9 protein-coding genes and 1 pseudogene are annotated in these 6284 nt (G+C 62.5%); all 10 read left to right on the forward strand.

Annotated features, from left to right (window positions below):
* Positions 1–134 precede the first annotated feature (134 nt).
* The 10 genes and pseudogenes from AB7F49_RS36985 (at position 135) to AB7F49_RS37030 (ending at position 5860) form a co-directional block, all read left to right on the forward strand.
* Complete coding sequence (locus tag AB7F49_RS36985; RefSeq protein ID WP_428532222.1) at positions 135–392, forward strand: DNA -binding domain-containing protein; 258 nt, start codon at positions 135–137, stop codon at positions 390–392.
* 179 nt (positions 393–571) lie between these two features.
* Positions 572–766 (forward strand): annotated as a pseudogene (locus AB7F49_RS36990) (transcriptional regulator domain-containing protein); the annotation flags it as partial.
* Between the two features lie 37 nt (positions 767–803).
* Positions 804–1391: a DUF2285 domain-containing protein gene (locus AB7F49_RS36995; RefSeq protein ID WP_428532225.1), complete on the forward strand. Its 588-nt coding sequence runs from the start codon at positions 804–806 to the stop codon at positions 1389–1391.
* Between the two features lie 146 nt (positions 1392–1537).
* On the forward strand, positions 1538–1810 hold the full coding sequence (locus AB7F49_RS37000) for a helix-turn-helix transcriptional regulator (RefSeq protein WP_428532228.1): 273 nt from the start codon (positions 1538–1540) through the stop codon (positions 1808–1810).
* 94 nt (positions 1811–1904) lie between these two features.
* A complete protein-coding gene (locus AB7F49_RS37005) occupies positions 1905–2159 on the forward strand; it encodes a hypothetical protein (protein WP_428532231.1) in 255 nt (84 codons plus the stop codon).
* Positions 2156–2662 carry a DUF2840 domain-containing protein gene (locus AB7F49_RS37010; protein WP_428532234.1) on the forward strand — a complete coding sequence of 169 codons (507 nt, stop codon included), beginning with the start codon at positions 2156–2158 and terminating at the stop codon, positions 2660–2662. The genes AB7F49_RS37005 and AB7F49_RS37010 overlap by 4 nt, the downstream gene beginning before the upstream one ends.
* Positions 2662–3207, forward strand: a complete 546-nt coding sequence (locus tag AB7F49_RS37015; protein ID WP_428532237.1) for a S26 family signal peptidase — start codon at positions 2662–2664, stop codon at positions 3205–3207. Before AB7F49_RS37010 ends, AB7F49_RS37015 begins: the two co-directional genes overlap by 1 nt.
* Before the next feature lie 44 nt (positions 3208–3251).
* Positions 3252–3587, forward strand: coding sequence for a DUF736 domain-containing protein (locus AB7F49_RS37020; RefSeq protein WP_428532240.1), 336 nt, complete (start codon positions 3252–3254; stop codon positions 3585–3587).
* 247 nt (positions 3588–3834) lie between these two features.
* Positions 3835–4575 (forward strand): hypothetical protein, encoded by a 741-nt coding sequence (locus tag AB7F49_RS37025; protein ID WP_428532243.1) that lies wholly within the window; start codon positions 3835–3837, stop codon positions 4573–4575.
* A 196-nt stretch (positions 4576–4771) separates the two neighbouring features.
* Complete coding sequence (locus AB7F49_RS37030; RefSeq protein ID WP_428532246.1) at positions 4772–5860, forward strand: IS110 family transposase; 1089 nt, start codon at positions 4772–4774, stop codon at positions 5858–5860.
* The last annotated feature ends 424 nt before the right edge of the window (positions 5861–6284 follow it).

Here is a 6284-nt window from a genome sequence, read left to right on the forward strand (position 1 = left end):
ACGGCAGGATGTCAAAAGTTCGGATCTACGATAGCAAACCTGCACATAGGCGATGCCGCACGACCTGCACATGACTGTACGAGCCTACCAGATTATCGACTCTCGCTTTGCGAACTCCGAGCGGCGGGTATCCAATGACCACCTTTAAGGACGAGCCGCCTCAACTTGATCGTGTCAGCGCTTATGATGAGGCGCATCTCGCCAGCTATGTCCGCCTGCTTGACGCTGAAGCCGAAGGCGCTGACTGGCGCGAGGTCGCCGCGATCATTTTCGGACTCGATCCAGATGAAGCACCAGAGCGCGCAAAGCGCATGTATGACAGTCATCTCGCGCGTGCTCATTGGATGACGCAGAAGGGTTATCGTCATCTTCTTGAACCACGGCTGCAGTGACGTTCCTGAAGCGCGGCAGAGAAGAGGAACATAATGCTGGCTCGCCTCTGCCGGAGCAATTTCGATTGCGAGGCATTGTATGTTCTATCGTGTCATTCCACTTTAGTGTCTATCCCTAGTTGCAGCCTCGCGGATAATCATCGGCGGCGATCCGTTGGCGATAAACAGCGAGAGTATCAATGTCACAAGCGTATGACTGGCGGTCTCCGACCGCGGCCAAACAACTGATGCAGCTCGATCGCGAGCAGTTTGCAATCGAGTTTCTTCGCCGCAATCCTGCTTACACGGAAGATTATTGCAATACCTTGGATCGAACGCCTCCAAATCCCTCCGCAACCGAAATCGCGATGGAGGGGCTGGCCCGCCGTTGGGGTTTGGCCTTTCCCGCATGCGCCGGATACACCTGCATGGGTGTCTCCTGGCTTGTGGCGGCCGGAGCATTCTCCTTCCACCGTTATTGTCACCGCGGGACCGACCGGTTTCGACGTCGGTTATTCGATTGGCTTCGACGGCCTTTCGCCCGTGCTGATGAGCGTCGAAACGCGTGACGGCCGGCACGTGCTGCTCAACGATCCAGCGGGTCGTCATCGGCTCTGGTTCGTTGGTGAATCTCGTGGGCGTGGCCACGCATTTTTGGTTCCCTTCGACGGCGACTTCAGCGTCCGCTTGCATAGCGTCCAGCGCCTGCATCGTCGCTTGACCGGCAAGAAAGCTGGACCGCAACTTCGCAGTCAGCGGCTTTCCGTTGGGCAACGCGCTCGATTCACCTTCCTTCTTCGGGTGCTCGATGGCGAACAGGAAGGCGTGACCCGACGAGAGCTTGCTGCGGTTCTCCTTGATGAGGACGCGCGCGATATTCCCGCGATCGAGTGGAAAAATTCGTCGTTGCGAAAGAGAATCAATCGCGCTGTCACGGCAGCCACTGCATTGATGAACCGCGGCTACCTCGCACTACTGCGTGGAGAGTCAGAGCGAGCCGAGCGATTCCGACGACGATAACAGCCGAGATCGCGCCCTCCCAAAGAGGGGGACATTCCAGGAAGCGCTCCGCAGCGGGTCTCCCCCATGGCCCTGATTTTCCGTCAGGCTTGCCTCCGATCCGTTGCCGTATCCGGCAACACCTTGAACGGCACCGGAGGCTCACCTTGAACCCCTCATCCGCCCGCGTCACGCCGCGCTTCGTCCGGACACACGACGCCGCAGCCTTTCTGGGTCTGTCCGGCCGCACACTCGAAAAACACCGCTGCACCGGCACCGGCCCGGTTTTCCGCAAGCTCGGCGGCCGCGTGGTCTATGCGATCGAGGATCTCGAAGCCTGGGCTGCCGAACGCGCGCGCAACTCGACGTCCGATCCCGGTCCGAAGCCATCCTCACCCACGACGCTCCCGCCGCATCGGACATCCCCCGGAAATCGCTGACGGAGCGTTCGAATGCGTCACTCAGAGGGCTGCAACGCCAAGCGATGCCCATCCAACTCATCACCTTGCACATAGACCGCGACGGAGAAGCGCCATGATCCGGCGATCGCGCGAAAGCACGTTCATGTCGCAGCTCGGCAGTGCACCACACTGGGGCAAACCAGGCGAAAATCGGTCCCGGCCACGCACCAAGCGTAGTGCCTTCACAGCGCGACTGACCATCGACGTCACCCCCGACGTGCGCTCTCGAATCAAGATCGCAGCGTTCGAGCGCGGAATCACGGTGGCCTACATGCTGCGTCTTCTCCTGCTCGAAGCCTTTTCTCGCACCAAAGGACGTCGGCGATGAAGGGCGTTACGCTCCAACATATCTCGCGCGCTCCTCATGCGGATGTGGCGCTAACCTTCGTCGAGCTGACCTTCCACAAGCAGCGCATCGAGAACCGGATACGCTTCGGCCAACCGGCAGGCCAGCAGATTCTCGACCGTCATCGACGCGTCGTCCGCTTCATGCCCCGCAGCGTCTTCTGCTTCGTGCGATGGGCCGCCAACGAATACGGCACTATTCTGTCGCGCGCCGACATCGTGCGCGCGGTCTGTCCCGGCGAACGCTACCAGACGCTGCCCTTCGTGCGTCCCGGCGGAGAAATCCTCCTGCGCATGGACGGCTGGCCGAAGGTCGAACGCGTGCTGCAGGCGATCGACGCCGTGGAGGCGCTCGGCATCGACCCGGCCGACGCTGCGCCGGACTATTGGCAGCACGTCCATAACCGAATCTCGGTCAACGAGACACCGCGCAACTACACGCGCACCCGCCATCAGGCGTGGCTCAAGCGGCGGGAGGTCGGTTGATGACCCGGATGGCCACCATGCTGGCGACAGCATTTTCCAGCATCATTCTCGGCACGTCGGTCTTCGTCGAGCCGTCAAAAACTTTGATCTGGAACGCCAGCGCCAGCGCGCCGATCGGTCTCTATCTCATACAGCCGGCCGACGACCTTGATGTCACCGACCTCGTCGCCGTCGCGGCACCGCCGTTAATCGCGGAATTCCTGTCCGATCGCGGGTATCTCCCGATGGGCACGCCCATGATGAAGCGCATCCTGGCACTTCCCAGGGACACCGTTTGCCGTTACGGCCTCGACATCATCGCGTACCGCTCGACGATTGGGCACGCGCGCGAGCGCGACAAGGCCGGCCGCAAAATGCCGGTCTGGCAGGGCTGCCGCCGCATCGGCGATGACGAGCTCTTTCTCATGAATTTCGACGTCCTCGACAGCATTGATGGCCGCTATTTCGGCCCGTTTCCGCGGGCTTTCGTCATCGGCCGCGCGCTGCCCGTCTGGACCGACGAAGCAGGCGATGGCCGCTTCCAATGGTGGGCGGCGACACGGTGACCGCCCCGCCGATCTTCTCACCAACCGCAGAAAGGATACACGACATGGCGCAAATCGGCAGCTTCATCCGCACCAGAGACGGCTTCTCGGGGCGGTTACGGACCCTTTCGCTCGACATCGAGCTCGCCATCGTGCCGGCTGAACACTCGGACACCGAGAACGCGCCGAACTACCGCGTTCATGCGGGCAACGAGGAGGGGCCCGAGGTTGGAGCGGGCTGGACCCGCACCGGTGAGAAGGCTGGTGAATACGTCGCGCTCCAAATCGACGACCCCGCCTTCACGCAGCCGATCCGCGCCAACCTGTTCCAGTCAGGCGGTGATCGCTCAGCCTTCCATCTGCTCTGGACGCGCCCCGCAAAGCGCGAAGCACGAGGCTGATCTGTTGGCGTTTCAACAGTAGGATGGCCAGGCACTCTCGTATGTTTAGCCAAATCCCGGTCATTCCTCTGTTCGCGGGAAGCCTGCTCATTCCTCCGTCCCGCTCGCGGTTCACGCGGCCGTCGCGCGCAGCAGCGGTCAAGGGCGGCCGTAAGGCCGGCGCTTGCGCCTTGCCCTTGACGGCTGCGAGCACGATGGCATCGGCCGTGGTTCAGCGGGGCGGAGGATACCTCACGGGACAAGCGCCATGGACCTCGTAACGCTGGTGACGGCATGCGCGCTCGCCGTCGATCCGGAGCTCATGCACGCGCTGGTCTGGCACCAATCGGGCGGCGGACCGTGGGCAATCGCCGTGCAGGGGGAAGCCAATCCGAGCGTCTACCCGAGCATGCATGACGCGATCGCGGAAGCCCGCGAGTTATCCGGCGGCAATACCGTGCGGGTCGGACTGGCAGGGCTTCCGGTGCTGTCATCGAAAGTTTCTGCATCCTTCCTTCTGCCATGCCGTAACGTTGCAATGGCGGCATCCCAGATCGTCAAGCTTGCAAGCCGCTGCAAGACCCACCCGCAGCTCAACGCTGATCCGGTGCTCTGTTCCGTTGCAGTCTATCGCGGCTCCTGGAAGCGGCCGGATGTTAGCTTTGCAGTCGATGTCGCGGCAATCGTCCGGAAGGGCGATGCGCCGAACTTCGACATGCCGCGTGGTACCCGCCCGGAAATCTTCGACCTCGCTCGAGACCACAGCGCAGAAGTTGAACTGCCCGTCGTCGACATCACATCGACATTCGCCGAGCAGGCGCTCGGCTGGTCAAGCGCACTCTTCCCAACGAAATCCAAGCCGTCGGCTGTGCAATCCGAGCGCACCGCGACTGCGCCTCCGGAGGCGGCGGAACCGGGATCGTCCGGCTCACCGTCGGCATTTCCACTCAAGAGCAATCCGCAAGATCGCGACCTGTTTGTACGTCTCATCGGGACTGAGCGTCCATGACGAAGTGCATCGCAGGAAATCGAGAAGCTGCGAAGACCGGCGCACAAAGGAGTGTGGGCCGGGATGGAAGCGGCCACCCGACCATTGGAGGGCCTCCCGTAATCGGCCTGACAGCGGCCGAGCGGGTATTTTGCCGCCGGTTCCGCACCCCGCTGGTAGCGTGGCTGTTGTGAGACAACAGCGCGGGAGGCGGGCGATGGAATTCTTCTGTGGCCTAGACGTATCGATGGACGAGACGGCGATCTGCGTGGTCGACGACACCGGCAAAGTGCAGCTGGAGGTCAGCGTGGTGACCGATCCGGATGCGATTGCGGCGGCGCTCAAACCATTCCGCGGCCGGTTGCGCCGCCTCGGTCACGAGGCCGGTGCCTTGTCGCCCTGGCTGCATCCGGAGCTGGTGAAGCGCGGCCTGTCCGCGGTGTGTCTGGAGACCCAGCATGTGCGCTCGGCGTTGTCGGCGCAGCGCAACAAGACCGATAAGGCGGATGCGCTCGGGATTGCGCATATCATGCGCACGGGCTGGTTCCGGCAGGCGCATATCAAGAGCGAAAGCAGCTACCGGTTGCGGTTGTTATTGACGCAGCGGCGCACGCTGAAACACAAGGTTCTCGACATCGAGAACACGATCCGGCATTCGCTGAAGGTGTTCGGGATCAAGGTCGGCGGCATCTCACGCGGTGCGTTCGACAAGGCCGTCCGGGACGCGGTGGCGCATGATGCGCTGACCTCAGAATTGATGGATGCGATGCTGACGGCCCGCGCCACGCTGTGGAAACAGTATTGCCGGCTGCATGAGCTGGTGGTGCGGTTCGTCGCCGGTCATGAGCTGTGTCGGCGCTTCCTGCAGATCCCCGGCGTCGGCCCGGTGACGGCGCTGAGCGTCATGACGGCGATCGACGATCCGTCGCGTTTCCGCCGCTCACGCGACGTGGCGGCCTATTTTGGATTGACGTCACGACGCCGGCAGTCCGGCACCTCGATCGACGTACAGGGGCGGATCAGCAAGGCGGGCGACCCGGATGTGCGGCGCGCGCTGTATGAGGCGGCGTCGGCTCTGCTGACGCGGTTCAAACGCAAGGACAAGGTCAAAACCTGGGGCATGAACATTGCCAAACGCGCGTGTCATCGCAAGGCGGTTGTTGCGGTGGCGCGCAAGCTGGCGGTGATTATGCACGCGATGTGGGTCGACGGCACTGTCTATGTCGGCGATCCGGCGGCAGGCGAGCAGGGCGTGGCTGCGAGCGCGACGCTGAAGGATCGCAAGCTGCTGGGGGCGCATCGATGAGCACAACGAAACGCGATCGGATGCAGCCGCTCGTCAAGACATCAGCGGCCGTTTGAACGATGGAGCTCCGCCTCGGCGGATGAGAACTGGTGCAGACCAAGGACGACGGGACGCACGGTATCTTGCCTGTGGCCGGGCAACCGGACCACGCTGGAGTGCCTGTGATGCTGCCCCGTGAATCCGATGGAGAGATGCGCCGCGACGGATCAAACGCTGCCTTCGTGCAGCCGAATCACCCCGTCGCTGAGCGCGGAAGAGTGCACGGCGCACCAGAACTCTCGTCTTGCCAAGTGCTGCGTGTTGCAGCGAGGCGCAAAGTGGACTTGAGTAGTGAAAGGAAACAGCGACGATGGCGAACACAGCATCAACGTCCCGACCGATTAAGAGGGCAAGATAAAAGGCCGCGAGGTGCGGCCCGGTTGGG

Source organism: Pseudorhodoplanes sp., assembly GCF_050250235.1.
GTDB lineage: Bacteria > Pseudomonadota > Alphaproteobacteria > Rhizobiales > Xanthobacteraceae > Pseudorhodoplanes.

Coding starts and splice junctions, on each gene's coding strand:
- AB7F49_RS37030 (WP_428532246.1), top strand. CDS start 4,772: ATGGAATTCTTCTGTGGCCTAGACGTATCGATGGACGAGACGGCGATC.
- AB7F49_RS37015 (WP_428532237.1), top strand. CDS start 2,662: ATGACCCGGATGGCCACCATGCTGGCGACAGCATTTTCCAGCATCATT.
- AB7F49_RS37010 (WP_428532234.1), top strand. CDS start 2,156: ATGAAGGGCGTTACGCTCCAACATATCTCGCGCGCTCCTCATGCGGAT.
- AB7F49_RS37020 (WP_428532240.1), top strand. CDS start 3,252: ATGGCGCAAATCGGCAGCTTCATCCGCACCAGAGACGGCTTCTCGGGG.
- AB7F49_RS37025 (WP_428532243.1), top strand. CDS start 3,835: ATGGACCTCGTAACGCTGGTGACGGCATGCGCGCTCGCCGTCGATCCG.
- AB7F49_RS36985 (WP_428532222.1), top strand. CDS start 135: ATGACCACCTTTAAGGACGAGCCGCCTCAACTTGATCGTGTCAGCGCT.
- AB7F49_RS37005 (WP_428532231.1), top strand. CDS start 1,905: ATGATCCGGCGATCGCGCGAAAGCACGTTCATGTCGCAGCTCGGCAGT.